Source organism: Sphingomonas sp. UYAg733 (genome assembly GCF_054057355.1).
This window is the reverse complement of sequence record NZ_JBSRZE010000005.1, coordinates 164,516-191,352: the sequence shown is the minus strand read 5'-3', so window position 1 is coordinate 191,352 and position 26,837 is coordinate 164,516. Positions and strand designations below refer to the sequence as shown.

The 26,837-nt window shown below is 63.9% G+C and carries 22 protein-coding genes; 13 read left to right on the top strand and 9 right to left on the bottom strand.

What is annotated here, in order from left to right:
* Positions 1-77 precede the first annotated feature (77 nt).
* Complete coding sequence (locus ACVWZA_RS11460; protein WP_457311325.1) at positions 78-3,413, top strand: autotransporter outer membrane beta-barrel domain-containing protein; 3,336 nt, start codon at positions 78-80, stop codon at positions 3,411-3,413.
* Positions 3,414-3,633: 220 nt separating this feature from the next.
* Positions 3,634-4,932, top strand: coding sequence for a methyltransferase family protein (locus ACVWZA_RS11455; protein ID WP_457311412.1), 1,299 nt, complete (start codon positions 3,634-3,636; stop codon positions 4,930-4,932).
* Here the strand turns inward: ACVWZA_RS11455 and ACVWZA_RS11450 are convergent.
* From ACVWZA_RS11450 to ACVWZA_RS11435, 4 genes are all read right to left on the bottom strand, one after another.
* Entirely contained in the window at positions 4,929-6,188 is a 1,260-nt protein-coding gene (locus ACVWZA_RS11450) for an RNA polymerase sigma factor (RefSeq protein ID WP_457311324.1), read from the bottom strand. The genes ACVWZA_RS11455 and ACVWZA_RS11450 overlap by 4 nt on opposite strands.
* Before the next feature lie 42 nt (positions 6,189-6,230).
* Complete coding sequence (locus ACVWZA_RS11445) at positions 6,231-6,659, bottom strand: YciI family protein (RefSeq protein ID WP_457311323.1); 429 nt, start codon at positions 6,657-6,659, stop codon at positions 6,231-6,233.
* A 151-nt stretch (positions 6,660-6,810) separates the two neighbouring features.
* Positions 6,811-8,184 carry a glutamate--cysteine ligase gene (locus tag ACVWZA_RS11440; protein WP_457311322.1) on the bottom strand — a complete coding sequence of 458 codons (1,374 nt, stop codon included), beginning with the start codon at positions 8,182-8,184 and terminating at the stop codon, positions 6,811-6,813.
* A 48-nt stretch (positions 8,185-8,232) separates the two neighbouring features.
* Positions 8,233-8,973, bottom strand: a complete 741-nt coding sequence (locus ACVWZA_RS11435) for a 16S rRNA (uracil(1498)-N(3))-methyltransferase (protein ID WP_457311321.1) — start codon at positions 8,971-8,973, stop codon at positions 8,233-8,235.
* 130 nt (positions 8,974-9,103) lie between these two features.
* Here ACVWZA_RS11435 and ACVWZA_RS11430 point away from each other — a divergent pair, with 130 nt between their 5' ends.
* The 7 genes from ACVWZA_RS11430 (at position 9,104) to ACVWZA_RS11400 (ending at position 16,034) form a co-directional block, all read left to right on the top strand.
* Complete coding sequence (locus ACVWZA_RS11430) at positions 9,104-9,736, top strand: LysE family translocator (protein WP_457311320.1); 633 nt, start codon at positions 9,104-9,106, stop codon at positions 9,734-9,736.
* A 16-nt stretch (positions 9,737-9,752) separates the two neighbouring features.
* A complete protein-coding gene (locus tag ACVWZA_RS11425; protein ID WP_457311411.1) occupies positions 9,753-10,061 on the top strand; it encodes a DoxX family membrane protein in 309 nt (102 codons plus the stop codon).
* 9 nt (positions 10,062-10,070) lie between these two features.
* Positions 10,071-10,982, top strand: a complete 912-nt coding sequence (gene ubiA / locus ACVWZA_RS11420) for a 4-hydroxybenzoate octaprenyltransferase (RefSeq protein ID WP_457311319.1) — start codon at positions 10,071-10,073, stop codon at positions 10,980-10,982.
* 168 nt (positions 10,983-11,150) lie between these two features.
* A complete protein-coding gene (locus ACVWZA_RS11415; protein WP_457311318.1) occupies positions 11,151-12,497 on the top strand; it encodes a TldD/PmbA family protein in 1,347 nt (448 codons plus the stop codon).
* A complete protein-coding gene (locus tag ACVWZA_RS11410; protein ID WP_457311317.1) occupies positions 12,490-13,266 on the top strand; it encodes a 3'(2'),5'-bisphosphate nucleotidase CysQ in 777 nt (258 codons plus the stop codon). The genes ACVWZA_RS11415 and ACVWZA_RS11410 overlap by 8 nt, the downstream gene beginning before the upstream one ends.
* A gap of 568 nt (positions 13,267-13,834) precedes the next feature.
* Positions 13,835-14,965: a serine hydrolase domain-containing protein gene (locus ACVWZA_RS11405; protein ID WP_457311316.1), complete on the top strand. Its 1,131-nt coding sequence runs from the start codon at positions 13,835-13,837 to the stop codon at positions 14,963-14,965.
* 187 nt (positions 14,966-15,152) lie between these two features.
* On the top strand, positions 15,153-16,034 hold the full coding sequence (locus ACVWZA_RS11400; protein ID WP_457311315.1) for a creatininase family protein: 882 nt from the start codon (positions 15,153-15,155) through the stop codon (positions 16,032-16,034).
* Positions 16,035-16,056: 22 nt separating this feature from the next.
* Here the strand turns inward: ACVWZA_RS11400 and ACVWZA_RS11395 are convergent, their stop codons facing one another.
* From ACVWZA_RS11395 to ACVWZA_RS11380, 4 genes are all read right to left on the bottom strand, one after another.
* Positions 16,057-17,148 carry a DUF4272 domain-containing protein gene (locus ACVWZA_RS11395; RefSeq protein ID WP_457311410.1) on the bottom strand — a complete coding sequence of 364 codons (1,092 nt, stop codon included), beginning with the start codon at positions 17,146-17,148 and terminating at the stop codon, positions 16,057-16,059.
* Between the two features lie 184 nt (positions 17,149-17,332).
* Positions 17,333-18,040, bottom strand: coding sequence for a hypothetical protein (locus tag ACVWZA_RS11390; RefSeq protein WP_457311314.1), 708 nt, complete (start codon positions 18,038-18,040; stop codon positions 17,333-17,335).
* 16 nt (positions 18,041-18,056) lie between these two features.
* On the bottom strand, positions 18,057-19,280 hold the full coding sequence (locus ACVWZA_RS11385; protein WP_457311313.1) for a toxic anion resistance protein: 1,224 nt from the start codon (positions 19,278-19,280) through the stop codon (positions 18,057-18,059).
* Positions 19,281-19,429: 149 nt separating this feature from the next.
* Positions 19,430-19,813, bottom strand: a complete 384-nt coding sequence (locus ACVWZA_RS11380) for a hypothetical protein (RefSeq protein ID WP_457311312.1) — start codon at positions 19,811-19,813, stop codon at positions 19,430-19,432.
* A gap of 261 nt (positions 19,814-20,074) precedes the next feature.
* Between ACVWZA_RS11380 and typA the strand changes: the two genes are divergently transcribed.
* The 4 genes from typA to ACVWZA_RS11360 all read left to right on the top strand — a co-directional run bounded on the left by typA (position 20,075) and on the right by ACVWZA_RS11360 (position 26,285).
* Positions 20,075-21,910 (top strand): translational GTPase TypA, encoded by a 1,836-nt coding sequence (gene typA / locus ACVWZA_RS11375; protein ID WP_457311311.1) that lies wholly within the window; start codon positions 20,075-20,077, stop codon positions 21,908-21,910.
* Between the two features lie 57 nt (positions 21,911-21,967).
* Positions 21,968-22,402 (top strand): DUF805 domain-containing protein, encoded by a 435-nt coding sequence (locus tag ACVWZA_RS11370; protein WP_457311310.1) that lies wholly within the window; start codon positions 21,968-21,970, stop codon positions 22,400-22,402.
* A 184-nt stretch (positions 22,403-22,586) separates the two neighbouring features.
* Positions 22,587-26,012 (top strand): acyl-[ACP]--phospholipid O-acyltransferase, encoded by a 3,426-nt coding sequence (locus tag ACVWZA_RS11365; RefSeq protein ID WP_457311309.1) that lies wholly within the window; start codon positions 22,587-22,589, stop codon positions 26,010-26,012.
* Positions 26,013-26,057: 45 nt separating this feature from the next.
* On the top strand, positions 26,058-26,285 hold the full coding sequence (locus tag ACVWZA_RS11360; RefSeq protein WP_457311409.1) for a winged helix-turn-helix transcriptional regulator: 228 nt from the start codon (positions 26,058-26,060) through the stop codon (positions 26,283-26,285).
* Positions 26,286-26,320: 35 nt separating this feature from the next.
* Here ACVWZA_RS11360 and ACVWZA_RS11355 read toward each other — a convergent pair whose 3' ends face one another.
* The gene (locus ACVWZA_RS11355; RefSeq protein WP_457311308.1) at positions 26,321-26,719 is read right to left on the bottom strand and encodes an EVE domain-containing protein; all 399 of its coding nucleotides are present in this window, start codon (positions 26,717-26,719) and stop codon (positions 26,321-26,323) included.
* Positions 26,720-26,837 lie beyond the last annotated feature (118 nt).

The window sequence follows — 26,837 nt, the reverse complement described above, 5'->3', positions numbered from 1 at the left end:
CGGCTCCGTCTGGATGTCGGGGAGGGACCGGCAGGCGCCGTCATTTCCCCGAGCACATCAGCGGCCCCGAGGAAATTATGCGTCATTTGCTTGCCACCACCTGCCTCACGCCAATTCTGTTCGCCGCCGTGCCAGTCGTGGCGCAAACCACCATCACCACCAAGGTAACGACGCCGGTGTCGACATCGACCGCGGCAAGCGGCCAGCCTTCGGATATCACCATCACCTCGACGGGTTCGGTCGAACCGACCGGCGGCAACGCGGTGACGCTCGATAGCACGAACAACGTCAAGAATGAGGGCAAGATCCTCATCAGCAACGCCAGCAACGCGAATGGCATCTTCATCGCAGCGGACGGGTCCGGCACGATCACCAATAGCGGCTCGATCGTCATCGACGAAACCTACGCCCCGACCGACGCGGATAGCGACGGCGACATCGATGGCCCCTTTGCACAGGGGTCGAACCGCTTCGGCATCCGCACCGCCGATGGCGCGGCGTTCACCGGCAGCATCGTCAACAGCGGCACGATCACCGTCGAGGGCAATGATTCGGGCGGCATCCGGCTGGGCGGCCAGGTGACCGGATCGGTCACCAGCAGCGGCACGATCACCGTAACCGGCGACCGCGCGGTGGGCGTGCGCACCGACGCGGTGTCGGGCAATGTGCGGCTCACCGGCACGATCGCGGTGCAGGGTGCGGGCGCGGTCGGCGTCGCGGCGGATGGCGATATCGGCGGACAATTTTCCGTCCAGGGCAACATCACCGCGACCGGTTATCGCAATCCCGCCGTCGATTCGACCAAGCTGGATTCGGACGATTTGCTGCAGGGCGGTCCGGCGGTCAGGGTTTCCGGCAATGTCGGCGGCGGCATATTGTTCGATGCACCACCGCCGGACAAGGTCAGCACCGATCCCGACGAGGACAAGGATGGCGTGCCCGATGCCGATGAAGGTACCGCGAAGATCGTCTCCAACGGCGCTGCTCCTGCGGTCGAGATCGGCTCGGCGACTCGCGACCTGACGATCGGCGCGGTCGCGGGCAACGCCGGCAGCCATTCGGTGGTGGTGAATGGGTCGATCGCCGGCAACGGCATCTATGCTCAGGTCAACGCGACGGGTATGTCGATCGGCGGGCAGGGGCATGCGGTCAACCTCGGCAACGGCATTTCGGTCTCCGGTTCGATCGCCGCTTCCGGAAAGGCCAATGCCACCGCGCTGAAGCTGGGTGCGGGTACGACGATGCTCGAAACGGTCAACAGCGGCACGATCACGGCGACAGGCGGCGCCGATTCGACTCATCAGACCCGCGCGATCTCGATCGAGGCGGGCGCATCCCTTCCCACCATTCGCAATAGCGGCGGAATCGCCGCCAGCGCATCCGGCCTCGGCACAGCCACCGCGATCTACGACGGATCGGGCACGCTGAAGCTGATCGAGAATAGCGGCGGGATCGGTGCTTCGGGTTCGACCGATCCGACGCGCAACATCGCAATCGACGTGCGATCGGTGACAAGCGGAACGACCGTCAAGCAGGTCGCGGTAGAGAGCGGAAAGACCGCGCCGCAGATCAACGGCGCGGTCCTGTTCGGCAGCGGCAACGACCTGTTCGACATTGCCGATGGCTCATACACCGGCAACGCCGATTTCGGCGCGGGTGATGACCGGCTCGCGCTCAGCGGTGACGCGATTCAGACCGGTGCAGTCCGCTTCGGCAGCGGCGCCGACACCATGACGCTGGTTGGCACCGCAAAGACCAATGGCGACATGTTTTTCGGCACCGGCGCGAACAGCGTGTCGTTTGGCGACAGCACGTCTCATACCGGTCTGCTTCAATTCGAGAACGGGGCCGACACGGTGACCCTGTCGGGCACATCGAAAATTACCGGCGATATCGATTTCGGCGGTGGCGCCGACGCGCTGACGCTTGGCACGGGCACCGCCATGCGCGGTTATCTCTTCAACAGCGGCGGGGCGGCGGCAAGAATCTCGGGCTTGCTCGACCTGCGCAACACCGGCTCGGTCGGTTTGTCCTCGCTCGAGGTCGGCGCGGCCGGCACGATCAGCGTCAACATCAACGCCGGAAGCGGCACGTCGACGGTCTATGACGTTACCGGCAATGCGAGCTTCGCGGCGGGGTCGAAGGTGCTGGTTCGTCTCGACAGCGTCAACCGCGCGGCGGGCGTCTACACCATCGTCAGGGCGGGCAGCATCACCGGGGGTAACAACCTGACGATGAACGACATGTATTTGCCTTTCCTGTTCAGCGGCAACCTGGCCGCCGATCCGGCCAACACCGCGATCAAGCTGACCATCGCGCGCAAGAGCGCCAGCCAGCTCGGCATCACCTCGGGATCGGCGGCGGCGTATGACGCGGTTTTCGCAGTGATCGACAGGGATGCCAAGATCTCCGCGACGATCCTTGGCATCGGCGACGGCGAGACCTTCCGCCAGCGTTACTCCAGCTTCCTGCCCGACTATGCCGGCGGTGTGTTCGAATCCGTCACGCAAGGGTCGCGCGCCACCGCTCGCTTCCTGCGCGATCCCAATCCGAACATCGCCGATATGGGCGGCTGGGGCGTATGGTTTCAGCAGGTTGGCTGGGGAACATCCAAGAATCTCGGCGACAGTTCGGCCTATGACGTCAGTGGCTACGGCCTGAACGCCGGCGTCGAGGTCAAGCTCGGCGCGGTCGGGCGTGTCGGCGTCTCGCTGGCGTACCTGACCGGTAACGATGGCGACGGATCGAACGACAATGAAATCCAGGCAAACCAATATGAGGCGGCGGTGCATTGGCGCGCGCGCTGGGGTGCCCTGGCGGTGGGTGCTCGCGGGTCTGCGGCGACGATCAAGTTCGACGGGTCCCGCCGCTTCGACGGTGGCGTCAACAATCAGTCGTTCAGCCGAGTTGCCGAAAGCAAATGGAACGGAAAGCTCTATTCGGCGGCTGGCTTTGCCGCGTACGACCTTCGCGTCGGCAAGCGGTTGCACCTCCGACCGATCGGCGCGATCGACTATTACCGGTTGAGCGAAGGGTCCCATACCGAAACCGGTGGGGGCGATGCCTTCAACCTGATCGTCGGCAAGCGCACCAGTGACGAACTGGCCGCCACCGGCTCGCTGGCACTGGGTTATGACTTTGGCAGCCTCGATCCCGAAGGCACCTGGATGCGGCTCGACCTGGAGGGTGGACGGCGCCAGATCGTCGGCGGATCGCTCGGCGTCACTATCGCGCGCTTTTCGACCGGTGACAGCTTTACGCTCACGCCAGAAGACCGCGAAAGCGGCTTTATCGGGCGGATCGGCGTGGCCGGCGGCCGCGGGCCGTTCGCGCTTAACGCCGAAGCGAGCGCGGAAGAGCAGCAGGGCCATGCGGCGGTCGCCTTCCGCCTGGGCGTCAGACTTGGCATGTGACGAAGCCGGACGGTGATGGCCAAACCCGGATCGGCATTGGTAGGGTCGATCCGAACGCCGTGACGCTTCGCCACGGCAGTGATCGGCGCGAGGCCAAGGCCGTGTTACGGTCCGTGTCGGGTCATATCGCCGCGCTTGCATTTAACCGATATGTCGATCGAGGCCCTTGGTGCGCTATCCTTCACGGCTTGCTTACCATTCGGGCGTATCGATGGCGGCCATGTTCCACGATACCGCCCTCGCGCGCGCCACCAAGGCCGATCCTCGGCCCAAATCCGCCGTCAGCACCGGCTGCGGCCTGGCCGGTCTGGCCGGGCTGCTCATCTGGGTTGCGGTCGCGCGTCGTTATCAGATGGATGGACCATATTCAGCCCTGGCCAATGTCGCGTCTTGCGGCGTGCCGATGGTTCTATGGGCGGTACTGGTCGATAAGGTCCACCTCAACCCGACCACCGGGATTGACTGGTCGGCGCTGAAACCGTGGCGCGAGACGTTCGACATCAGCCTGACCAAGCTTGCCGGCCTATGGGTCACCTGGGCCGGTATTGCGCTGATCTACGCCGTCGGGCGGTTCTACTGGCAGGGCAATTTCCAATTCTCGATGTGGTGCTTCCAGATCGCGGCACCCGTGCTGTTCGCACTGTCGGTCCCTTATATCCTGTGGATGGACCGCCGCGCGATCGAGCCGAAGGATGGATCCTGGGCGCTTGGCGCCTGGTTGATGGGTCTGAAGGAACCGATCGACAAGGAATCGATCTACAACCATCTGCGCAGCTGGGCGGTGAAGGGATTCTTCCTCGCTTTCATGCTCGCGATCGTGCCTGGCGGGTTTGGTGAATTCATTCGCGGCGATACGTCGCAGGTGCTGCGCGATCCGGTCGCGCTCGCCAACTGGCTGATCACTTTCATGTTTGTGATCGACGTCGCCTTCGCAACCGTCGGGTACATCCTCACTTTCCGCCCGCTCGATTCGCACATCCGCACCGCCAACCCGTTTGCCGCCGGATGGATGGGCGCACTGATCTGCTATCCGCCCTTTATCCTTATGGGTGATAACGGGCCGTTCGATTACCATCCCGGCACGTCGGAATGGTCGGTCTGGTTCGCCGGTCACCCGATCATCCTGACCCTGATCGGCACGGTCCTGGTCGCGCTGACGGCGATCTATGCCTGGGCGACAATGGCGTTCGGTTTCCGCTTCTCGAATCTGACGCATCGCGGCATCCTGACTCACGGTCCTTATGCCTTTTCACGCCACCCGGCCTATCTGTCGAAGAACCTGTTCTGGTGGATTTCGACCATTCCGATCCTCACCACCGGCAGCATGACCGATGCGGCGCGCGCGACCATCCTGATGGGCGTGGTCGCTGGTATCTATTACTGGCGCGCCCGGACCGAGGAACGTCATCTCGGCCTCGACCCGGCCTATCAGGAATATTCCGCCTGGATGGAACGCAATGGTGTGGTGCCGCGCTTTTTCGCCTGGGCGATGGGCAAGCCGGCGGCAAAGCAGGGCTAAGCGATCGAGGCCGCGCGCGCTTCCAGCAATGCCGTCTCGCGATCGCTGCGCGCAAGCGATGCGGCCCTGAGCAGTGCGTCGCGAGCTTCGCCTGTGCGCCCCAGCTTGGCTAGGAAATCGCCTCGGACGCTGAACCACAGGTAATAATTTTCGAGCGCCCCTTCGGCGACGAGCTCATCGACCAGCGCCAGTCCGACCGCCGGTCCAAACGCCATCGATCTGGCCACCGCGCGATTGAGATCGACCACGGGTGAGGGTAGCGAGCGGCTCAATTCATCATAAAGTGATGCGATCCGTTTCCAGTCGGTCGCATCCGGCGTCAACGCGCGGGCGTGACAGGCGGCGATCAATGCCTGCAGCGTATAGGGCCCGGCCGGATCGGCGAGTCTTTCCGCGATCGATAGCGCCTTCAGTCCGTGCTGGATCAGCACCCGGTCCCAGCGCGCCCGATCCTGATCGAGCAGCAATACCGGCGCACCGTCCGGCCCGGTCCGTGTCGGCAAGCGAGACGCCTGCAACTTCATCAAGGCCAGCAGCCCGTGCACCTCCGCCTCTTCCGGCGTGAGCCCGGCAAGGATCCGGCCGAGCCGCATCGCTTCCTCGCACAGCGAAGGGCGCGTCCAGGCGTTTTCCGCCGCGGGTGAATAGCCTTCGCTGAAGATCAGGTAGATGACTTCGAGCACCGACGAGAGCCGGGCATCGCGCGCCGCGCCGCGCGGCACTTCATAAGCCTCATCCGCGTTGGTCAGAGTTTTCTTGGCGCGCACGATGCGCTGCGCGACGGTCGCCTCGGAGGTCAGAAATGCGCTGGCGATCTCCTCGGTCGACAGGCCGCCGATCAGCCGCAAGGTGAGGGCGACGCGTGCCTCGGTCGTCAGCAAGGGATGGCAGGCGGTGAAGATCAGCGCGAGCAACTCGTCGCCGATCTCGTCGTCGATCGCGGCCATGATGTCGTCTTCGACGGAACAGTCCGGGACATCGAGATCGCCCGCCAGTTCGCGGTGTTTCTCATCCATCATGCGCGACCGCCGGAAACCGTCGATCGCCCGCCGCTTGCCGGTGGCCATCAGCCACGCGCCGGGGTTACGCGGCACGCCCGCATCCGGCCATTGCCGCAACGCTGCTTCGAGTGCCTCCTGCGCCAGTTCCTCGGCCTGAGTCAGGTCGCGTGTCATTCGCGCCAGACCGGCGATCAGTCTGGCGGACTCGATCCGCCACACCGTCTCGACCGCTCGCAAGGTATCCGCCGTTCCCATGCCGATAGTCTAGGCAGGGGAACGGCGGAGGCAAAGCGCATCTTATTCGCCGTAATTGCCGGTCTGATCGCGCATCGCTTTTTCGCGCGCTTGCAACTCCGGCGTGAGCGCTTCGCCGAAATCGGCCGCGTCGAACACCTGGCGGATTTCGATTTCGTGATGCGCGCCATCGGGATTGGGCACGCGACGCACCCATTCGATCGCTTCGTCCAGCGACTTGACCTGCAGCAGCCAAAAACCGGCGATCAGCTCCTTTGTCTCGGCAAATGGCCCGTTGAGGACGCTGGTCTTGTCATCGTCGAACCGAACGCGAGCGCCCTTCGAGGATGGATGCAAGCCTTCGCCGGCGAGCATCATGCCGGCCTTCACCAATTCCTCGTTATACGCGATCATCTCGGTCAGCAGCCGCTTGCTCGGCATGATGCCGGCTTCGCTGTCGGCGTTCGCTTTCATGATTACCATAACACGCATGATTCTAGCTCCGTTCAATCCGAGCGACCCCGGGATGTTGCACCCCGTTGAAGATACACTCTGATGACACGTCGAGCGAGCAAACCGAATATCGACACGGCCTAAGAAAATTTTGAGAATTAGCGAAAAAAGATAGTGAGGCGGTCCGGCCTTAGAACCGCATCTCATCATAAACCTTCGACACGTCGCCGCCCCAAACTCCATGATAGCGCTCGAGTAGCACCTCAGCCGGCACCTTGCCCGACCGCACGATCTCGCGCAGCGGGTCGAGGAAACCCGTCTCGTTGCTGCCCGATGCATCGATCCGCGCGCGCGCGTTCAGTCCGGCATTGGCGATGTCGAGCACTTCGCCGGCGATATCGCGCAGTTTGCCCCCGCCTGGGATCGGCGCATCCAGCGCCAGCTTCGGCACCGCGTCGCGCAGCGCCTGGCGCTCCTCAATCGTCCAGTTCTTGACCACGTCCCATGCCGCGTTGAGCGCGCCGTTGTCGTAGAGCAAGCCGACCCACAAAGCGGGCAGCGCGCAGATCTTGTTCCACGGCCCGCCATCGGCACCGCGCATCTCGAGAAAGGTCTTCAGGCGCACTTCGGGAAAGGCGGTCGACAGATGGTCGGTCCAATCGTCGATCGTCGGTTTTTCGTCCGGCAGCACCGCCAGATCGCCGCGCAGGAAGTCGCGAAAGCTCAGGCCAGCCGCGTCGATATATTTGCCGTCGCGATAGACAAAGTACATCGGCACATCGAGCGCATAGTCGGTGTAGCGTTCGTAGCCGAAGCCGTCTTCGAACACGAAGGGCAGCATGCCGGTGCGTGCCGGGTCGGTATCCGACCAGATATGACTGCGGTACGACAGCATGCCGTTCGGCTTGCCCTCAGTGAACGGCGAGTTGGCGAACAGCGCGGTCGCCAGCGGCTGCAACGCCAGACCGACGCGGAATTTCTTCGCCATATCGGCTTCAGTTTCGTAGTCGAGATTGACCTGGATGGTGCAGGTGCGGAGCATCATGTCGAGGCCCATCGACCCGACGCGCGGCATGTGCCGCAGCATGATCGCATAGCGCCCCTTGGGCATGATCGGCAGTTCGGCACGGGTCTTGTCTGGCCACATGCCGAGGCCGAGGAAACCGATGCCGAACTTGTCGCCGATCGCCTTGACCTGTTCCAGGTGGCGACCGGTTTCGGCACACGTCTCGTGGAGATTGTCGAGCGGCGCGCCCGATAGTTCGAACTGGCCGGCGGGTTCCAGGCTGACGCTGCCATCGGCGCCGGACAGCGCGATGACTTTCCCACCCTCAATCACCGGGCGCCAGCCATAGTCGGTCAGCGCGTCGAGCAGGTCCTTGATCCCGCCCGGTTCGTCATAGCTCGGTGCGTGATGGTCGGACAGGGAATAGACGAACTTTTCATGTTCGGTGCCGATGCGCCAATCCTCGATCGGCTTCTCGCCCTTGGCGAAGCTGGCGACGAGTTGATCGCGGCTCTCGATGACCGCTGCGTTGCTCTTTGAAACGGTCTTCGTGCTCATGGCGCGCATGTAGCGACGGCCGGGGCGCGGCGCTAGTGGGGTGGATGATTACCAGTCGCCTTTAGCCGCCATCCAAACAGATATGGCCGCCGCCGCCGCAGTATCCGCCCGCAAGATTCGCGGGCCCAATCCGATCCCGACCGCATCCGATAGCGCACGAATCGTCTCGCGTTCTTCGGAGTCAAATCCGCCCTCCGGCCCGACCAGGATCGCCGCCGCTCCGACCGCGCCGCGCATTGCCTCGAACGCCGGAACGCCGCCCGTCTCGTCGGCAAAGAACAGAGTTCGCCCCACTGGCCAGTCGCGCAACAAACCTGTCAGCTTGACCGGCTCGACCAGCTCGGGGATCGCGGTTCGTCCGCATTGCTCCGCCGCCTCGATCATATGCGCGCGCAGCCGGTCGAGGTTGAGCCGGTCGACCACCGTGCGCCGGGTCAGCACCGGGATGATCCGTGCAACGCCGAGTTCACACGCTTTTTCGATCGCCCAGTCGATCCGCCCCTTTTTCAACGGCGCCATGCACAGCCACAGATCGGGCACAGCCTCGCGCTCGCGCAAGCACTCAGTCACGTCGAGCATCAGGTCGCGCTTGCCCACCGAGCTCACCACGCCGAGCCATTCGCCGGTCGCATCGTCGAACAGTTTGACTGGGTCACCGACCTTCATGCGCATCACCGACACGAGATAATGCGCTTGCGGTCCGTCAACGCGGATCGATCCGGGCGAGAGTTCGATTTCGACAAACAGCCGCGGCGTCGATTGCGGCGGCCAGGAAGGGATGGCGGGCATGGGAGCGGGATAGCCCGGCGCGGCGGTCGCGTAAACGCAAAGCCGGGCTTTTCGCGCTCCAAGCGAAGCTCCGTCGCTTTCGGCTGGCAACCGAATTAGCAGCGCTGCAACGTCAAAAAAGGAGCCGTGCATGCCGACCACCGCCAGCCTGATCGCATTCTTCCTGGTCGCATTCGGTATGGCCCTGACCCCGGGGCCGAACATGATCTACCTGATCTCGCGCTCGATCGCGCAAGGTCCGAAGGCCGGGTTAATCTCGCTCGGCGGTGTCGCGGCTGCATTCGTCCTCTACATGCTGTGCGCCGCGCTCGGCATCACCGCGTTCATGATGGCAGTGCCGTTTGCTTATGATGCGCTGCGCTTCGGCGGCGCGGCCTATCTGCTCTACCTCGCCTGGCAGGCGGTCCGGCCGGGTGGGCGCTCGCCGTTCCAGCTGCGCGACCTGCCGGTGGACGGGCCGCGCCGGTTGCTCGCGATGGGCTTCTTCACAAACCTGCTCAACCCGAAGACTGCGGTGATTTACCTGTCGCTGCTGCCGCACTTCATCTCGCCCGAACACGGCAGTATCCTCGGCCAGTCGCTGGTGCTCGGATCGATCCAGATCGCGGTCAGCGTCAGTGTGAATTCGGTCGTCGCCCTGACCGCCGGCTCGATCGCCGGGATTCTCGCGACGCGCCCGCTATGGGCGACGTTGCAGCGCTGGCTGATGGCGACGGTGCTCGGCGGGCTGGCGATCCGCATGGCGACCGAGGCGCGCCGGTGAGGGCGCGGTCGCCAGACTGCCGCGCTACCTGTTCGGCGTCTGCCCGCTGATCTTCGGGCTGAGCCATTTCACCTATGCCGATTTCACCGCGGCGATGGTGCCAGGCTGGCTGCCCGGTCCGCTGGTCCGGGCTTATGCGACCGGGATTGGTCACGTCGCGGCGGGTGTCGGCATCCTGTCAGGCATTCGCTCGCGGCTCGCAGCAACTGTGCTTGCAGCGATGTGCGGCATGCGATCAGGCGGTCGCGGTAGAAAATGCCATCGATCCGGTCCAGACGCAGCGATAATTCCCAAGCGCGTTGCCCGGCATGAGCGCACGCCCTAGACACGCCGCATGCCTCCCGCCGAACTCACGCCTGACACCGAACATCGCGGCCTGGTCGGTGCGCTGCCCGCCGCCGCCCGCCCATTCGCGCTTCTTGCCCGCTTCGACCGCCCGATCGGCTGGTGGCTGCTGTTCTGGCCGGGCGCGTGGGCGGTTGCGCTGGCCGGTGGGGCGATCGAGCGCTGGGATTTGATCCTGTGGCTGTTGCTCGGCGCGATCGCGATGCGCGGGGCGGGGTGTGTCTATAATGATATCGTCGATCGCGATCTCGACAAGCTGGTCACCCGCACGCGCAGCCGGCCGCTGGCGAGTGGGGTGGTGTCGCTGACCGCAGCATGGATTTGGCTGGCACTGCTTTGCCTGATCGGCCTCGCCGTTCTGTTGCAGTTGCATCTTTACGCGGCGGTCGTTGCGGTGCTCAGCCTGGCGCCGGTCGCCGCCTATCCGTTCATGAAGCGCATCACCTGGTGGCCCCAGGCATGGCTTGGCATCGTCTTCTCCTGGGCGGCTTTGGTCGGGTGGAGCGATATCGCGGGCGCGCTGACCGTGCCGGGCTTGTTGCTCTATGCCGGGTCGATCGCCTGGGTGATCGGTTACGACACGATCTATGCGCTGCAGGATCGGGAGGATGACGCGTTGATCGGGGTGCGCTCGTCCGCGCTGCGCATGGGCAACAAGGTTCGGCCGGGGGTCGGTGCCTTTTATGTCGTGGCGCTGGCGTTCTGGGGCGGGGCGATCTGGCTGATCCGGCCGGACATTCTCGCGCTTGTCGCGCTGATTCCGGTGGCGCTGCATTTTCTCTGGCAGGTCGTGACGCTCGATCCGGCTGAGGGGGCGGGGGCATTGCGCCGGTTTCGGAGTAACCGCTTTGCCGGGTTTCTGATGTTCTGCGCGTGCCTTGTGGTGGGGACCGCACCTTAGTTTAGGCCGCAGCGAAAGACGTGAAGCGGCGGATAGCTTAGCTCGACGCCCCGGTCGGCGCTTCGCGCCGAGCGATGCGCTTTGCGATCACACTCTTCCCAACCCTTCCCATGGAAGGAGGGGCTTTAGAAGGTTGCGCGACCCTCCTGGCACACCTAAGTCCGCCCGATGCTGACCACCGACCAGGCGCGCGACCGCGCCGCTGATATCGTCGCCCGCGCCACCGCCGCCGGGGCCGACGCCGCCGACGCCGTTTACGCCGCCGACACCGCGCTCGACGTGTCCGTCCGGCTTGGTGCGCTTGAAGATGTCGGCCGCTCGGAAAGCGCCGAACTGGGCCTGCGCGTGTTCGTCGGCAAGCGCTCCGCCAGCGTCTCGACCTCCGATCTCTCGGTCGATGCGCTGAAGGCATTGGTCCACCGCGCCGTCGCGATGGCGCGCGAGGCGCCCGAGGACGAATGGGCTGGCCTCGCACCGCAGGATCGCCTGATGCGCGGCAACACGCCGCAACTCGATCTCGACGATGGCGGCGAGGTTTCCCCCGCCGAGCTCAAACAGGCGGCACTCGCGGCGGAAGACGCCGCCCGCGCGGTGCCCGGTGTGTCGAACAGCGAAGGCGGTGGCGCCAGTGCGTCGCGCTCGATCTGGGCGCTGGCCACCAGCCATGGCTTTGCCGCAGCCTATGTCGCGACCGGTTACGGCATCTCGGCCAGCGTGCTGGCGGGCGAGGGCGGGGCGATGGTGCGTGACTATGCCCATCACGGCGCGCGTCACCGCTCCGGCCTGGAGGATTCAGCCATTGTCGGCACCCGCGCCGGTCAGCGGGCCGTCGCGCGGGTCAATCCCGCGACGGTGAAGAGCGGTGCGATGCCGGTAGTGTTCGACCCGCGCGTCGGCTCCTCCATGATCGGCCATCTGATCGGCGCGGTCTCGGGTCAGGCGATCACGCGCAAGACCAGCTTCCTGCTCGATTCGCTCGGCACGCGCATCTTCGCCAAGGGCGTGACGATCGCCGACGATCCGCACCGTCCGCACGGCCTGCGTTCGCGTCCGTTCGACGGCGAGGGATTGCCGGTGTCGCCGACCGAGTTCGTGTCCGACGGTATGCTCGAAACCTGGCTGCTCGACAGTGGCTCGGCGCGTCAGCTCGGGCTCGAGCCGACCGGTCATGCCGCGCGTGGCGTTGGCGGCAATCCCGGTGTCGCGACCAGCAATCTGTTCATGGCGGCGGGCAGCACGCCGCCGGAAACGCTGATCGCGGACATCGCACACGGCATCTATATCACCGAACTGATCGGCATGGGTGTCAACGGCGTGACCGGCGATTACAGCCGCGGTGCGGCGGGTTTCCTGATCGAAGACGGCGAGATTACCGGACCCGTTGCCGAATTCACCATCGCGGGCAATCTGAAGGACATGTTCCTCAACCTGACTCCCGCGAACGATCTCGAATTCCGCTATGGCAGCAATGTGCCGACGCTGCGCATCGACGGCATGACGGTCGCCGGTGCCTGACAGCCTGGCCGACCGGATCGCGGTGATCGCATCGGAGGCGGGCGCGCATGCCCTTGCCAAATGGCGCACCGACTTCAAGCAATGGGAAAAGGCGCCCGGCAACCCGGTGTGCGAGGTCGATCTGGAGGTCAATGTCCTGATCCGCCAGCGCCTGTCCGCGCTGCTGCCCGATGCCGGATGGCTGTCGGAGGAGACGGTCGACAATGCCGATCGGCTCGCGCTCGACCGGCTCTGGGTGGTCGACCCGATCGACGGCACGCGCGACTTTGTGCGCGGGCGGCCCGGCTGGGCGGTGTCGATCGCGCTGGTCGAACATGGCCAGCCGATCATCGGCGTGCTCGATGCGCCCGCCCGCAGCGAAGTGTGGCGCGCGGAGGCGGGCAAAGGCGCGACGCTCAACGGCGTGGCGGTCCATGCCGGCGACCGCACCGATTTTTCCGGGGCACGCGTGCCGACCGATGTCCTGCCCAAGGTCGACAGCGATCTGGTCGCGGTCGACAAGCCCAATTCGATCGCGCTGCGCATCGCGATGGTCGCCGCCGACCAGGCCGACCTGGTCGCGACCCTGCGCTGGGGCAATGAATGGGACGTCGCGGCGGCGGTGCTGATCGCGGCCGAAGCGGGCGCGACGGTCAGCGATGCGCTGGGCCAGCCGCTCAAGTTCAACACGCCGAGCGCGCAGGCATTTGGTGTGCTGGCGACGACGCCGGGCATCCATGCGGCGGCGGTCGAGCGGTTGAGCGAGCGGGCCAAGGCGCTGTCGCAATAGTCAATTTGGGTGGCGTGATCGAACTGCTGGACTGAGACGCCGCGCCGGAATCCATTCGCCCCGATAGCCGGCGACCGTTGATAGCCATAAACGGAGCCATTCTCGTTGTTCTTCATCATGTGAAAGAGCGCGTCGGCGGTTGAAGAAAATGCCGTTAAAGTGATGGTGGCCGCATTTGCGGCGCGTTTGAATCAGCCAGGTGGCGCTCGCCGGTACCGCTCATTTTTTTGAGGGCGTCATCGTAACCCGCACGGGTTTGAGGCTTGGGGCCGAGTTTCCATGCTTGGTGCGATAGCGGGGGTTGAATGCATTTGTATCGAGCCGCACGACGGGGCGAGGGGAGATATGTCACACCCTATTGTGTCATATCTCCGGCGCGAGACGCATGAGGTAATATACTGATATTGCGAAACATTGTGAATTCTGGGTTTAAGTAACTGTCGCAGAAGAGGCCAGGCTCCCGCAAATTCAAACCAAGACCTTGCCCCATTCTCGTCGGCTTGACGTTGCGTACCCGGAACTTGCGTCTATCGGGAACGCCTAATTCACATCGGAAGGTTGCCCGGCCATGACCAGATTCGTCTCGATGCTGTGTGCTGCCGCCATCACGCTGTTGCTGCCAGCAGCGGTTCTGGCCAACCCGGCACCGACGCCGCCGGTCGCCAAGCGGGATGCCAACGCTTTGACGCGCGCCTTCATTCTCGAGAAAATGGCTGCCAAGGGGATTCCCGGGGCGCAGGTTGCGGTCGTGCGCGGTGGCCGGATCGTGATGTCGGAGGCATTTGGCGTCGCCAATGTCGAACATCAGGTCGCGGTAACGCCGGACACCTTATTTCCGATCAATTCGGCGACGAAATCGTTCACGGGCGTCGCCGCGATGCAGCTGGTCGAAGCCGGGAAACTGGAGCTCGACGCACCCATTTCGCGCTATATCGACGGTCTGCCGGCCGGATGGCAGGCCATCCGGGTCCGTCAACTTCTGGCGCATACCTCCGGCCTGCCGGATATCGTCGGTGGCAATGGGTTAATCGGCAGCGGCGGCGAGGCCGCAGCCTGGGCAGCGGTGAAGGCGCTGCCGCTGGAATCTGTTGCAGGCACTCGGTTTGCTTATAACCAGACCAACTATGCTTTGCTGGCGCAGATTATCGACAAGCAGAGCGGCATGCCGTTTGCCGACTATTTCGCGGCCAAGCAGTTCAAGCCGGCCGGCATGACGCATGTTCTGTTCGGCGATGGCTTCGACATCGTCCCCGGCGCCGCGACACCCTATAGCTTTTACGGATCAGGTCATGGCGGCGCGGTAACGAAGATATTGGGTCGTTGGCGGGACGACCTGCCGCCTTTCACGCGAACCGGCGCGGGCATGAATGCATCGGCACGAGAGATAGCGGGCTGGATCGTCGCCCTGCAGGGAGGCAAGCTTTTGGCCAAGCCGGACAGTCTGACGCGTCTTTGGACTGCCGACACCCTTAACAGCGGCGCACCCGGCGAATGGGCAATGGGCTGGTCGGTCGTACGCGCTATGCCACACCGGATAGTCGGCGGCATTGGTGGTGGTCGCGCCGCCTTTTTCATCTATCCCGATGATGATCTGGCGATCGTGGTGTTGACCAATCTCGTGGGCAGCGACCCTCAGCGGTTTATCGATGAGATTGCAGCATTTTACGTGCCGCCGATCGCCGGTTCGGCGCGACACTGAACCAGCGGGACGACCGTCAGCGAATTTCGTCTGCAAATGCGGTGTGGAGACGCTGGCACCGTCATACCGACAACCTATGTCCCCAGCGATCGAAGGACGTCCAATGAGTTTCAATGACGATTTAGGTCACATACGCCGATATGGGGTTTGTGGCATACTCGCCGCACTGGTGGCCACTGGCGCGCCCATGGCAGCTGCCGCGCGCGAGACCTCAGGGACTTCCCCGCTCGCCGGCACGATCGCGGCGGAGCCTTATACGGATCTTGAAGCGAAGGCGTCGCATGGCGCGATCGCCTTATGGGCGCTTGGTGCGATCGAGGAACATGGACCGCACCTACCGCTGATGACCGATGTCGTGGTGCCAACAGGGCAGCTGCGCATCGCCGCGGCGACGCTCGATCGTCGCGGCGTGTCGAGCATCATCGTGCCGCCCTATTATTGGGGTGTGAACAACGTGACCGGCGCGTTTGCCGGCTCGATCACGATCCGCCCGGAAGTGATGACCGAATTGATGCTGGATGTGTTCCGCAGCATGGCGAAGGCGGGGATCAATCGGATCTACTGCGTCACCGGGCATTTCGACGCGGCCCATGCGGGGACGATCGCGGCGGCGGTACGGCGCGCCAATGACGAGAAGATCATCGATGCACGCTTCGTGGTGCCGGCACCGCTCGGCAAGCGGCTTGGGCTGGTGTCGGGGCAATCGGGCGCGATCTTTGCGGAATGGCCCGCGCCGCCGGCCGGGGAGCCGGATCTTCATGCCGGCGAGATGGAAACATCCGAGATGCTCGAACTTGCGCCCGAGCTGGTGCGGCAGGACATCGCCAGGCGGTTGCCGCCGACTGGCCTGACGCCCGATCAGCTCGCCGCCTGGCGCAAGGGCGGGGACACGGCCCGGTCGATCACGCCGTCGGGCTATCTCGGACGGCCGGCCGACGCGACGGCGGCGAAGGGGCGCGCACGACTGGTGCTCGAAGGCGGCGCTTATGCCGACGCGATCGGCGCCGATTTGAAAGCCGGCAAGCGGCCGAACGGGAACCAGGTGGGAGAATCGTATCGCGGACGCTGACCGCTCATTAGAGCATCCTGAATCAGGTCGGCGTATCCGTATCGTCCCAGGAAACGTCGAAATCGTTCTGAAAGCTGGCCAGCCAATTGAGCGCAGCATGGCGTTCCGCCACGATGTCGCCGCTTATCGCTACGAGGGGCATGCCTTTCTGGTTGGCCTGCCGCGCGACCCAATGTTCAAGCCAAGCTCTGTCCAGCGCATCGAGGATTTGCCCGACTGGACGCAGCTGCGCCACTTCTGTCGCTTCGTCACGCGCGGCGCTCGCTACGGACAGCCAAAGCGCATCTACATCAATCATCCGTTCACTGTCCGCGATATGTGCCGCATCGAAGCCGAGTGCCCATAACAGCGTGTTGGCTGCCTCGAACCGCCATGTGATCGCGGTAGCGGTCGCCACGTCGGATGCGCCGGATTCGACAAAAGCGGCCTCCTGCGGTGTCAGCGAGGCAAAGCCGATCGGATTATGTTCGCGTTGCCCTCCCGGGATTGGTTCCACGCCGATGCGATGTGCCTGCGCGCGCACGGCCACATAGAATAGTGCGAGCGCGCGCTGCAGGACTTCGGCGGGAGGTCGCAGCACGACTTCGGCTTCGCCGATCGCGGGTGGCATGCTTGCCGGCGGCTGCGGGTCCATGAGCTTTAGCCGTTCGCGTGTCCGCTCGCGGCGCGCGATGGCGTCGGGCTGATACGGCAGGGCTGCCGATGGTGCTGTTTCGCCCTCAGCGGACATGATGACGGCCATGTCCGGCGCACGCACCGATCCGTCAGGAAGAAAGAGCACGGCATTGGCCATACGCGCCCACCCCTCGACGTGTGGGAGATCAGGGGTGATGGCTTCGAAACTAATGTGGTTGCGTACACGCTGGAGATGTCGCCACAGATGATAGCGCATTGTCGTCATCTGGCCGTCGCCGCGCCCCATTACATAGTCGATAAAGCCTTTGAGGTGGGGCGCAAGTTCGGGGTCGGAAAGATCGCGCCGACCACGCCCTTGATGGGGGAAGTCGAGCGGCGGCAGGTCACGGACTGTGGCATAGGCGTTGATGAGGAGAGATTCCGCGGGCGCGGCGGGAGCTATTTCGCTTTGGCCAAAAAGTCGCTTTAGGAAATTCATCGTCACCCTCCCGAGTCTTCAACGACGGCGCATGTGAGCGCAAACGGCACCGTTCTCCACCAAACGCCTTTTCGCGATGAAGGCGATCACGCGACCGTGGGACGGAACGATCCCTGCCCGAAGGTACGTGCTGGTGTTTAGCGGACCGTCCGCTTTTCCGGGTCGCTCATCACGCAGTCGGGATTCAGCTGCCCAACCCATCCTCGCGATATTTGATCTCCAGAAACCGTCCGCGTGTCGCAAGCAGATTGAGGTCACCCTCGGCCAGTTGCGCCGACATGCCGGCGATCTGTTCCTCGATCACCTTCAACCCATCGGCGAGCTGCTGGTCGGGCGTCTTGCCATTGCGTTCGATACCGCGCAGCGCCTGGGGCACTTTCGAATAGCCCTTGAGTAGTTCGGGCAATTGCTCGCCGATCAGCTTGCGCACTTCCGCCGCGGCTGGTTCCTGCTCGTTCAGGTCGACCATTTGCGGGGTAAGCGCTTCAAGCCGAACGCCGATGCCGTCGACCAGTGACTGTGCCGGCGCGGGGAGGGCGGGGCGTTGGGATTCGAGCCATTGCTCGGTCTTCATCGGCAGGAGTTTGAGCGGCGTTTGCCCGAACGTCTCCGGTTTCACGTCGGGCGTCGTCGGGAAGATCGCCAGCGCCAGCGTCGCCGCGATCAGCGCGGCCATCACCAGCATCGCACCGCCGATGCCCAGCGGTATGATCCAGCCGACCACCATCGCGGCGATCAGGATGGTCACATCGACAGCAGCGATCCGGCCGAGCCGGGTCAACACCTCGGTCCCCTGGCGCTTGCGCCGTCGCGCGGAGAGCGCGGCCGCGCGATCCCGCGTACGGTCGAGATATTCGGTGCTGCGTGCGATCTGGCGATCGACGTCGGTCATTTCACAATACCCATAATCATAGGGCCTCTAGTTTGAACGTCTCGCCGCCCGATTTGCCGCCCTGCGACTGACCCTCGGCACGGGCGATATAACCCTTCGACTTCTCGACTTCATTGCCCAGCGCGGTGACCGTGGTCTTCATCGAATCGAGCGCCTTGAGCTTGAACGTGTCGATCGCGTCCATCGTGTCATAGATGTTCTGGAACGCGCGCTGCAGCGTTTCCAGCGGGATAGTCGATGCCGCGGCCTGTTCGTGGATTTGCGCCGTCTGACTCTTGAGCAGCTTGCCGGTCGAATCGATGATCCCGGCGGTCGTCGTGTTGAGCGCGGTGATCTGTTCGAGTACGAGGCGCTGGTTGGTCAGCGCCTGCGCCACCGTCACCGCCGTGCGCAGCGCCGACACCGTGGTGGTCGAGGCGCGGTCGACGCCCTTGACCAGTTCGACATTGTTCTTCTTGACCAGGTCGAGCGCGAGATACCCTTGCACCGTCACCGCCATCTGAGTCAGCAGGTCCTGGGTACGCTGGCGGACATAGAAGAGCGCGGTCTCGCGGATCGCCTTGGCCTTGGCCGGATCGGTATGATCGAGCTCATTGGCCTTATCCTCGAGCTTCTCGTCCATCGTCTTGGACAGCATGATCATCTGTTCGAGCCGGCCCATCGCGGTCCACAGATTGGCGCGTTCGACATCGATCGCCGCATTGTCCATCAACAGCTCATCCTTGCCGCCAGTCAGCGACTTGAGGATCGAGGCGATGTGCGTCTGCGACGATTTATAACCGTCGAAATAATTGCGCATCTTGTTGCCGAACGGGATGATCCCGAAAATCTTGCGTGGCGCGGTGAGGTTGCCGCGCCGGCCCGGATCGAGATCCTCGACGGTACGGCGCAACTCGGCCAGATCCTTGCCGACGCCGGTTTCCTGATCCATCGCGCGGGTCGGCCGGTCGAGGAAGCGGTTCGACTGGCCGGCCGCGTCGCGGATTTCCTTCTGGCCCATCGCGCTGATCGCATCGACGCGCTTGCCGAACTCGGGCGAATTGACGTCCTGCGCGATCAGGTCGTCGATGAAGGTCTCGACCCGGGTCTGCAATTGCGTGCGCGTGGAATCGTCGACCGGCACCAGTCCGACCGCCTTTTCGGGCGCGACGACGGGCACGGGATCGGGTGGCGTCAGCACCAGATTGGGCGTCTTGGTCTCGGTCGCAGTGTCGGTTGCGCCATCTGTTGCGGGGGCCATGCTTGTCTCCAGCGTCATGTGTGAGCCCTAGATGCCGCCGAACGCTCTTCGGTTCAACTGTATTAACGATGTAATACGCTGGGCGGGTTTGGCAAGCTGGCCTGGCTGGCCGTCTTCGTCAGTGAAGAAACGAGTGCGGTAGTGCGATCTCAGGCGGCAATGCGCTCGCGCTGCCACACGGTGAAGCGTTCGTTGCGGGTCGATTTCATCGCCCGGCGCAGCGCGACCTTGTCGAAGCCGGGTTTCTTGCCGATCCGCGCGAGCAGTGCCTTGCCGTCCAGCGCGCCCGTGGGCAGCACGAACAGGATCCTGTCCTCGGCATCGACGAGCAGCCAGCAGATATCGGTCGCGAACGGGCCGGTGTCCCAGGTCTCGACCATCACCTTGGCGACCTTGCCCAGCGAACGATGGCGCGCGTCGTCGTAGAAGCGCCTCGGTCGCGCGCCGCAGCGCACGGCTTCGGCCTGGCCCTGGCCCATGCCGTCCTGCGCCATGCCGTGCTGAAGATGCTGTAACCAGTCGAATAGCTTCACCCGACAAATCCCCCGACGCCGATGATATCGCCAGCGAGACCGTGGCCAAATAAGGTTAGCGGGCGATAAACGTCTCGATTCCGGGCAGCTGGTTCTTATTGGAACTGATGTGATCGCGACTGTCTCTTGTGTGATGCGATCGACGCAATCGAGCCGTTTCGTTCGGCCCAGCGGCCGTTTCGCGTCCGCAGCCCCTTTCCGCGGCGCAGCATTTGCGCTATCGGCGCGCGCTACATCTCAAGCAAAGCACCGGATACACTTATGAGCCTCCGCAATGTGGCGATCATCGCGCACGTCGATCACGGCAAGACGACCCTGGTCGATCAGCTGTTCCGTCAGTCGGGCACGTTCCGCGACAACCAGCGCATCGAAGAACGAGCGATGGATTCGAACGATCTCGAAAAAGAGCGTGGCATCACGATTCTGGCGAAGTGCACCAGCGTCGAGTGGGACGATCATCACGGGCACAAGACGCGCATCAACATCGTCGACACGCCCGGCCACGCCGATTTCGGCGGCGAGGTTGAGCGCATCCTGTCGATGGTCGACGGCGTCATCCTGCTGGTCGATTCGGCCGAGGGCGCGATGCCGCAGACCAAGTTCGTCACCGGCAAGGCGCTGGCGCTCGGCTTGCGTCCGATCGTCGTGGTCAACAAGGTCGATCGCAGCGACGCGCGCATCCAGGAAGTGCTCGACGAAGTGTTCGACCTGTTCGTCAGCCTCGAAGCGACCGACGAGCAGCTCGACTTCCCCGTGCTCTACGCATCGGGCCGCAACGGTTATGCCAGCACCGACGAGAATGCGCGCGAAGGCACGCTGACCCCGATGTTCGAGACGATCGTCAAGCATGTGCCCGAGCCGAGCGCCGATCCGAACGGTCCGTTCAAGTTCCTCGTGACGTTGCTCGACCGCGACAATTTCCTCGGCCGCATCCTGACCGGCCTGATCTTCTCCGGTTCGGTCAAGACCAACATGGCGATCCACGCGCTGGATAATGACGGCAAGATCGTCGAGACCGGCCGTGCGTCGAAGATCATGGCGTTCCGCGGCCTCGAGCGTGTGCCGGTCGATGAAGCCAGCGCGGGCGACATCATCTCGATCGCCGGGCTGACCACAACGACCGTGTCCAACACGATCTGCGACCCGAGCGTGAGCGAGCCGCTGCATGCCCAGCCGATCGATCCGCCGACGCTATCGATGCGCTTTGCGGTCAATGATTCGCCGATGGCCGGCCGCGAAGGCACCAAGGTGACCAGCCGCATGATCCGCGACCGCCTGTTCCGCGAAGCCGAATCGAATGTCGCGATCAAGGTCACCGAAGCCGCCGACCGCGACAGTTACGAAGTCGCCGGCCGCGGCGAGCTTCAGCTCGGTGTGCTGATCGAAACGATGCGCCGCGAGGGCTTCGAACTCGGCATCAGCCGCCCGCGCGTGCTGTTCAGCGAAGACGAGACCGGCGCCAAGACCGAGCCCTACGAAACCGTCATCATCGACGTGGACGAGGAATATTCCGGCACGGTCGTGGAGAAGATGAACATCCGCAAGGCCGAGATGACCGACATGCGTCCGTCGGGTGGCAACAAGACCCGCATCACATTCAGCGCGCCGTCGCGCGGCATGATCGGTTATCATGGCGAATTCCTGTCCGACACACGCGGCACCGGGATCATGAACCGGCTGTTCGAGAAATATGGCCCGCACAAGGGCAAGATCGAAGGCCGCAAGAATGGCGTGCTGATCTCCAATGGCGCTGGCGAGGCCAATGCCTATGCGCTTGGGCCGCTGGAAGAGCGCGGCATCCTGATGGTCGCACCGCAGGAAGCGCTCTACGAGGGCATGATTGTCGGCGAGAACGCCAAGACGGACGACCTTGAGGTCAACCCGATGAAGGCGAAGCAGCTGACCAACTTCCGCGCATCGGGCGGCAAGGACGACGCGATCCGCCTGACCCCGCCCTGGCGCATGACGCTGGAGCAGGCGATCGCCTATATCGACGATGACGAGCTGGTCGAAGTGACCCCGCGCTCGATCCGCTTGCGCAAGCGCTATCTCGATCCGAACGAACGCAAGCGCGCGAGCCGCGCCAAGGCGGCGTAAGCGTTTGGCGCCAGGTTAAATCGCGGCTAATCTTCCCGTCTCAGCCGGGGGGTGAAGATGGATCTGCTGACGCGGCCTTGGCGCCATTATTTCGATTTCAAGGGACGGTCGCGTCGCCTGGAATGCCTGCTGTTCTGGGTAAGCTTCTACGCCATCCTATTCCTAGTCGCGTTGCTTGTCATTTTGATGAACGGCGTGACAGGCTTGGCCGGCCAAGGGATTATACAGCCGGGTTATACGGCGGCGCTCTTCTGCCTCGCTTCCGTCATTCCCGCGCTATCGCTCAGCGTTCGTCGTCTTCACGATCTCGGTATTTCGGGGTGGTGGCTGCTGATCTGGTTTGCACCGCTCATCGGTCAGATACTCGGCGGATTATTGTCGCTGATAATTATCTTCATCCCTTCGCCTGGCGGCGAAAACCAATATGGCTATGACCCTCGTGATCCGGCCGCGCCGGACGAAAACGAGGAACTCGACCGCATATTCGCGTAAGTGGAAGTCGATTTTTCGTCCCGTCACAAACGCTCGAAATAAAATGAACAGTGTTTAATTCAAATATTGAACAGTGATGAATTCATGCTATGATTGCGTCCGACACTGAAAATCGCGCCGCCGTCCATCTGTTGCCGCCCGTTAAGTTTTCGCCGCTACCCACCGTCCAAAGGGGAGTAAGAGCATGTCCGCACCAGATCTGTCGCTGCTGAGCAAACGCCGGTTCGGGCCGTTGTTCGTCGTGCAGTTCTTCGGCGCGTTCAATGACAATCTGCTCAAATTCGCGATGCTCTTCCTCGCCAATTTCACGATCTACAAGGCGGCGCCGGAAAAGGCCGAACTGCTCGCGACGATCGCGACCGGGCTGTTCATCCTGCCCTATTTCCTGCTCTCGGCGCTGGCCGGGCAGCTTGCCGACAAATGGGACAAGGCGGGGCTGGTACGCGCGGTGAAGTTCGCCGAAATCGGCATCATGGCACTGTCGCTCGCCGGTTTCTGGTTCCAGTCGGTGCCGGTGCTGCTCACCTGCCTGTTCCTGATGGGCGTGCATTCGACCATCTTCGGGCCGGTTAAATACTCGATCCTGCCGCAGCATCTCGGCCCCAATGAAGTGATGGGCGGCACCGGGCTGATCGAAGCCGGCACGTTCCTCGCGATCCTTGCCGGGCAATTGCTCGGCGGCGTGATCCCGCCCTGGGAGGCTGGCTTGGTCGCGACCGGCGTGGCGGTGCTCGGTTTCCTCACCAGCCTCGCCGTGCCGTCAGCGCCGGCAGTGGCGCCGGACCTCAAGATCGAGCGCAATATTTTCAAGGGCACCTGGGAGATACTCGCCGCGGCGCAGGCGGGGCGTGGCGTGTGGCTGGCGATCCTCGGGATCAGCTGGTTCTTCGCGGTCGGCGCGATCCTGTTGTCGGAATTCGCGCCGCTGGTCAGCGGCACGCTCGGCGCCGGCCCGCACGTCGTCACGCTGTTCCTGCTGGTCTTCTCGGTCGCGGTGGCGATCGGATCGCTGGTGGTCAACAAGCTGCTCGGCGGTCAGGTGTCGGCGCGATATGTGCCGGTCTCCGCGCTGGCGCTGTCGATCTTCCTGATCGACCTGTGGATTGCCACGCGTACCTTCACCATCGTCACGCCCAATGCCGATGTGCATGCATTCCTCGCCACGGCGGGGAGCTGGCATATTCTGTTCGCGTTGGTCGGCATCGCATTTTCCGGCGGCATCTTCATCGTGCCGCTTTACGCCATTCTGCAGACGCACAGCGCGCCCGAGAAACGGTCGCGCATCATCGCCGCGAACAACATCGTCAACGCGGTCGTCACGGTGCTGCTGGTCGCGGTGGTCACGGTGCTGCTCGCCAATGGCACCAGCGTGCCGGGGGTGATCGGCGCGACCGGCTTCGCGACGCTGGCGATCGCGCTGATCTCCTGCTGGCTGCTGCCCGAAACCATATTCAAGGCGATGATCCGCGGCCTGCTCGTGCTGCTTTACCGGGTCGAGGTGCATGGCACGGAGAATATGCCGCAGCCGGGCGAGCGCGCGGTTGTCGTGGTCAACCACGTCTCCTTCCTCGACGGGCTGCTGCTCGCCGCCTTCCTGCCGGGCAAGCCGACCTTCGCGGTCCATACGCGCATCGCCCAGGCATGGTGGGTCAAGCCGTTCCTCGGCATGTTCGACGCCTTCCCTGTCGATCCGACCAACCCGATGGCGGCCAAGGCGATGGTCAAGGCAGTGCGTGAGGGGCGCACGCTGGTGATCTTTCCCGAAGGACGCATCACGGTGACCGGCGCGCTGATGAAGATTTTCGATGGCCCCGGCATGGTCGCCGACAAGGCCGACGCGCCGATCGTGCCGGTGCGGATCTCGGGCGCGCAATATTCGCCCTTCTCGCGGCTCAAGGGCAAAGTCCGGCTGCGCGCCTTCCCGAAGATCGAGCTGACCATCCTGCCGCCGCTGCGCTTCGACGTGGAGGGCGATACCGCGCGCCAGCGCCGCGCCGCCGCCGGACGCAAGCTGTACGACGTGATGAGCGATATGATCTTCGCCACCTCGGACCTCGATCGCACGCTTTATCAGGCGCTGATCGATGCCAAGGACATCAATGGCGGCCATGCGGAAATCGTCGAGGACGTGAAGCGCGATCCGCTGAGCTATGGCCGGCTGCTGACCGGCAGCCTCGCGCTCGGCCGCCCGTTCGCGGCGCTGACCAGGCCGGGCGAGGCGGTCGGCGTTCTGCTGCCCAACGTCAACGCCGTGGTGGTGAGTTTCTTCGCGCTGCAGGCGATCGGCCGCGTGCCGGCGATGCTCAATTATACCGCCGGGCTGACCAATTTGAAGGCGGCGTGCACTGCGGCGGAGATTCGCACGATCCTGACCGCGCGCGCCTTTATCGATCAGGCCAAGCTGGGCGAGGCGATCGCTGGGCTTGAGGCGGCGGGCATCGCGATCCATTATCTCGAGGATATCGGCGCCGGTATCGGTCCGTTGGACAAGCTGAGGGCGCTGGTCGCGACGCGCTGGGCCGGGCGGTCGCATCGGCGTCACCGCGTTTCGCCGGGTGCTCCGGCGGTGATCCTGTTTACCAGTGGATCGGAAGGGCTGCCCAAGGGCGTCGTGCTGACCCACCGCAATCTGCTTGCCAATTGTCTGCAGCTTTCGGCGCGCATCGACTTCAATCGCTCCGACGTGGTGCTCAACGCGCTCCCGGTGTTCCACAGCTTCGGCCTGACCGGCGGCACGCTGCTGCCAATCCTGTCGGGGGTGAAGACGCTGCTTTATCCAAGTCCGTTGCACTATCGCATCGTCCCCGCGCTCGCTTATGATTCGAACGCGACAATCCTGTTTGGCACCGACACCTTCCTGTCGGGCTATGCGCGGATGGCACATGGGTATGACTTTTATTCGCTGCGTTACATCTTTGCCGGCGCCGAACGGGTGAGGGACGAGACGCGCAGGACTTATGCCGAGAAATTCGGCCTGCGCATCCTCGAAGGTTATGGCGCGACCGAGGCCGCGCCGGTGATCGCGGTCAACACGCCGATGCATTTCCAGGCCGGATCGGTCGGCCGCCTGCTGCCCGGTGTCGAAGCGAGGGTGGAGCCTGTGCCGGGGATCGAGGAGGGCGGGCGCCTGTCGATCCGCGGGCCGAACATCATGGCCGGGTATCTCAAGGCCGATGCGCCGGGCGTGTTGCAGCCGCCGGCCGATGGCTGGCACGACAGCGGCGACATCGTGACGATCGATGCCGCCGGTTTCGTCACCATCCGCGGCCGCGCCAAACGCTTCGCCAAGATCGGCGGCGAGATGGTCTCGCTTCCCGCGGTCGAGGGTTATGCGGCGAAACTCTGGCCGGCCGACGAGCATGCCGTGGTGACGCGCCCTGATGCGCGAAAGGGGGAGCAATTGGTTCTGTTCACCACCCAGGCCGGCGCGACCGCGGCGGCGTTCCAGTCATGGGGCCGCACCAACGGCGTGCCCGAACTGGCCATCACGCGCGACATCCGCATCGTCGCGGCACTGCCGGTGCTAGGCACGGGCAAGCTCGATTATGTGACGATGGAAAGCATGGCGGCGGAGCGCGCTGACGCGTTGGATCCTGGAACCGAACCCTGACGATTGGCAGTGAACGATCTCGATCCTCACCCGCCGACTTGCCGCATGGTCACTGACGGCTTGTTCGAACACCGTCGCTATAGCGAGCGGCCGCCGCGCGACGAAGATGTGTTGATCGTATGCGGGCGCGACTATCGGCCGATCCTGCAGGCCCTCGGCGCGTGGGGCAGGCGCTATTTCGGGGAACGGGAGCTGTCGCAACTGGTCGGGGCGGAAAGCGGGCGGGGGAATCGATCCTGTCGTGGTGGATCGGATCAGCGGCCAGCTGACTGACGGTCTGCACTGGTGGCCGGGCACGGCGGACCAGCTCAGCCGCCCATCTTCACGATCATCGCCCACTCAGCCGCGCGCACCGGGCTGACCGACAGTCGCGATTGCCGCAGCATTTCCATGCCCGCAAGTTTCGGCTCCGCCTTCATTGTCGCCAACGTCACCGGTTTGGCCAAAGGCTCGATCGGCTTGACCGCGACGGAGACCCAGCGCGCCTGGTCGCCATCCTGTCGCGCGGTCCGCGTCACCTCGACCATACCGACCGCCGCCTTGTCCTTGCCTGAATGATAGAACAGCGCGCGGTCGCCGACTGCCATCGCCTTCAGGTGCAGCGCGGCGGCGGGGTTGCGCACGCCGGTCCATTCGGTCTGTCCCTCGGTGAGCAAATCGTCCCAGCTATAACTGTCGGGTTCGGATTTAAGCAGCCAATATGCCATGCGATCCTCCACAAGCGTCCAAGGGCCTGATGCCAAGCTAAACCCCCGCTTAACACGTCATTCCGGCTCGGTTCAGCCCGACTCGATTATTCCATGCAACAAGCTGGGTGTTGCCGCG

What these genes read in the sequence shown, in the direction of transcription:
- ACVWZA_RS11460 (WP_457311325.1), top strand. Translation starts at nt 78, where the DNA reads ATGCGTCATTTGCTTGCCACCACCTGCCTCACGCCAATTCTGTTCGCC.
- ACVWZA_RS11455 (WP_457311412.1), top strand. Translation starts at nt 3,634, where the DNA reads ATGTTCCACGATACCGCCCTCGCGCGCGCCACCAAGGCCGATCCTCGG.
- ACVWZA_RS11450 (WP_457311324.1), bottom strand. Translation starts at nt 6,188, where the DNA reads ATGGGAACGGCGGATACCTTGCGAGCGGTCGAGACGGTGTGGCGGATC.
- ACVWZA_RS11445 (WP_457311323.1), bottom strand. Translation starts at nt 6,659, where the DNA reads ATGCGTGTTATGGTAATCATGAAAGCGAACGCCGACAGCGAAGCCGGC.
- ACVWZA_RS11440 (WP_457311322.1), bottom strand. Translation starts at nt 8,184, where the DNA reads ATGAGCACGAAGACCGTTTCAAAGAGCAACGCAGCGGTCATCGAGAGC.
- ACVWZA_RS11435 (WP_457311321.1), bottom strand. Translation starts at nt 8,973, where the DNA reads ATGCCCGCCATCCCTTCCTGGCCGCCGCAATCGACGCCGCGGCTGTTT.
- ACVWZA_RS11430 (WP_457311320.1), top strand. Translation starts at nt 9,104, where the DNA reads ATGCCGACCACCGCCAGCCTGATCGCATTCTTCCTGGTCGCATTCGGT.
- ubiA (WP_457311319.1), top strand. Translation starts at nt 10,071, where the DNA reads ATGCCTCCCGCCGAACTCACGCCTGACACCGAACATCGCGGCCTGGTC.
- ACVWZA_RS11415 (WP_457311318.1), top strand. Translation starts at nt 11,151, where the DNA reads ATGCTGACCACCGACCAGGCGCGCGACCGCGCCGCTGATATCGTCGCC.
- ACVWZA_RS11405 (WP_457311316.1), top strand. Translation starts at nt 13,835, where the DNA reads ATGACCAGATTCGTCTCGATGCTGTGTGCTGCCGCCATCACGCTGTTG.
- ACVWZA_RS11400 (WP_457311315.1), top strand. Translation starts at nt 15,153, where the DNA reads ATGGCAGCTGCCGCGCGCGAGACCTCAGGGACTTCCCCGCTCGCCGGC.
- ACVWZA_RS11395 (WP_457311410.1), bottom strand. Translation starts at nt 17,148, where the DNA reads ATGAATTTCCTAAAGCGACTTTTTGGCCAAAGCGAAATAGCTCCCGCC.
- ACVWZA_RS11390 (WP_457311314.1), bottom strand. Translation starts at nt 18,040, where the DNA reads ATGACCGACGTCGATCGCCAGATCGCACGCAGCACCGAATATCTCGAC.
- ACVWZA_RS11385 (WP_457311313.1), bottom strand. Translation starts at nt 19,280, where the DNA reads ATGGCCCCCGCAACAGATGGCGCAACCGACACTGCGACCGAGACCAAG.
- typA (WP_457311311.1), top strand. Translation starts at nt 20,075, where the DNA reads ATGAGCCTCCGCAATGTGGCGATCATCGCGCACGTCGATCACGGCAAG.
- ACVWZA_RS11370 (WP_457311310.1), top strand. Translation starts at nt 21,968, where the DNA reads ATGGATCTGCTGACGCGGCCTTGGCGCCATTATTTCGATTTCAAGGGA.
- ACVWZA_RS11365 (WP_457311309.1), top strand. Translation starts at nt 22,587, where the DNA reads ATGTCCGCACCAGATCTGTCGCTGCTGAGCAAACGCCGGTTCGGGCCG.
- ACVWZA_RS11360 (WP_457311409.1), top strand. Translation starts at nt 26,058, where the DNA reads ATGGTCACTGACGGCTTGTTCGAACACCGTCGCTATAGCGAGCGGCCG.
- ACVWZA_RS11355 (WP_457311308.1), bottom strand. Translation starts at nt 26,719, where the DNA reads ATGGCATATTGGCTGCTTAAATCCGAACCCGACAGTTATAGCTGGGAC.